Origin of the sequence: Microcoleus sp. B7-D4 (genome assembly GCF_036705125.1) — a bacterium.
Taxonomy (GTDB): domain Bacteria; phylum Cyanobacteriota; class Cyanobacteriia; order Cyanobacteriales; family Microcoleaceae; genus Microcoleus.
Genome location: NZ_JAUBTT010000233.1, coordinates 1 through 2,347 on the forward strand (window position 1 = coordinate 1; position 2,347 = coordinate 2,347).

The following is a 2,347-nucleotide window of genomic DNA, read 5'->3' on the forward strand; positions in this document are numbered from 1 at the left end:
CTGAGGGATAACCGCTCCCATGCTCCCGATGAAGTAAGAAGCAAATGTCGAGACTTGTCTAGTATTTGTGTAGCAGGATAACTACATTTTTGAGGATGGGGTCTTTTTGGAAGTGGAGGATGATACCCAAGTCGTGGAGGTATTTACTGAGACTCAACATGGCGGGTTTATCGGACTTGTTGAAGCCTTGGCCGGCGCAGATATTGAAAAATTCACTGACTTCGATATGGGTTTGGCGTTGGGAATAGTTTTCCACAACATAGCGGACGTTTGCCCAGCGTTTGGGGATGGGCGTATTGATGTGTTCGAGGGTGGCGATGCGGTTTTGCAGGGCCCGTTGGAGGGCTTCAAGTCCCCGATTGGTTTTGAGATTGGTAGCGAAATCTTTTTCTAGGTTGCGAAAGTCCCCCCGCTGTTGGGAGAGGTTAATTTCGCAGCGGATGTCTTGTTTTTCGTTTTGGACGAGGAAGACGGGACTGCCGTCGCTGAGGAGTTCGATCATACTCAGCCAGTAGCAGAGGTTGGGGTTTTGGCGGCGGTTATCGACGAGGAGGACATACACAGAACGTTTGGTGAGGAAAAATTGGTGGGTGGCGTGGTAGATTTCCTGTCCGCCAAAGTCCCAGAGGTGAACGCGGAAAGGTTTGCCGTTGGGTTGTGGGAATTCCCAGCGCATCACATCAATGCCTTCGGTGGAGGGTTCTCGTTCTTTGAGTTCGTAGTTGGGGTTGAGGAGTTTGTTTGCTAGGGTGGTTTTGCCCGCTTCGCCTTCGCCGACAATCAAAAGTTTGGCTTCGTTGAGTTCTTCGGTAGCATTGGGGTCGCGAGTTTGGAAGTAGAAATCGAGAATGGCACGTATATCGCCAGGTTGAGATGATTGTTTTCCGCCCAATATTTCCAGCGGAATTGGTATCGGATTACCTCGCAAATCCAGTTTTTCCAGCTTCTCCATGCTGCCGATGGCTTCTGGGATGGATGTAATCTGATTGTTAATCAGGTCAAGGTGTGTCAGATTGGACAGTTGCCAGATGGCATCTGGGATTTGGGTAATCTGATTTCTTCTAAGATCAAGGTGTGTCAGATTGGACAGTTGGCCGAGCGCCTCTGGGATTTGGGCGATCTGATTGCTTCTGAAGTCAAGGTGTGTCAAATTGGATAGTTGGCAGATCGCATCTGATATTTGGGCGATCTGATTGTTAAAGAGGTAAAGCTGTGTCAGATGAGATAGTTGACCGATCGCATCTGGGAGTTGGGCGATCTGATTGCTGCTGAGGTAAAGCTGTGTCAGATTGGATAGTTTGCCGAGCGCTTCAGGAATTTGGGCGATCTGATTGTTATGGAGGACAAGTTGTGTCACCTTCGACAGTTTGCCGAGCGCCTCTGGAATTTGTGTTATTTGATTGTGACTGAGGTTAAGCTCTGTCAGATTCGACAATTGACCGAGCGCATCTGGGAGTTGTGTTATTTGATTGTGATTGAGGACAAGCTCTGTCAGATTCGACAATTGACCGAGCGCATCTGGGAGTTGTGTTATTTGATTATGACTGAGGACAAGCTGTGTCAAATTCGACAGTTGGGCGAGCGCTTCTGGGATTTGGGTAATCTGATTGTGCCAGAGGACAAGCTGTGTCAGATTCGATAGTTGGGCGAGCGCTTCTGGGATTTGGGTAATCTGATTGTGCCAGAGGACAAGCTGTGTCAGATTGGATAGTTGGGCGAGCGCTTGGGGGATTTGGGTAATCTGATTGTAACCGAGGTAAAGCTCTGTCAGATTGGATAATTGAGCGAGCGCTTGTGGGATTTGAGCGATCTGATTGTTAAAGAGGTGAAGCAGTGTCAGATTCGACAGTTTGCCAAGCACTTCTGGGATTTGTATTATTTGATTGTAACGGAGGTTAAGCTCTCTAAGATTGGACAGTTTGCCGATCTCTTTTGGAATTTCTTTTAAACCAATGCTGTTTAAATTTAAACTCTCTAATTGCTTCATCTCCAGCAGCAATTCTGGCATTTTTCCGAATGGATTGCCACTGAGGTCGATCGAGCGCAAATTTACGAGCGATCGTAATTCCTCTGGCAGTGCGCTTAAGTGATTGGTGATTAGTTTCGGAGTCAATTTACCATCAACCCATTCCCCTTTCTCCACCTTCCCCAACACCAACGTCTCAAGCTGCGTGCACTTGCCAATCTCCGGTGGCAATTCCTCCAAGTCCAGCCCCGACAAATCCAATTCTGTCTGGTTCTGGGAGGCGACTTGATCGATTAACTGCAACAACTGGTTGAGTCGAGGGGGGATATTATTCCCCGCCCCTCTCAGTTAGATCCGGACGTGCTGGTTTCCCCGCATCCG

At 48.3% G+C, this 2,347-nt stretch carries 1 protein-coding gene; it reads right to left on the reverse strand.

The features are described from left to right. Window positions 1-58 precede the first annotated feature (58 nt). Window positions 59-2,269: a leucine-rich repeat domain-containing protein gene (locus QUB12_RS37045; protein WP_333311074.1), complete on the reverse strand. Its 2,211-nt coding sequence runs from the start codon at window positions 2,267-2,269 to the stop codon at window positions 59-61. Window positions 2,270-2,347 lie beyond the last annotated feature (78 nt).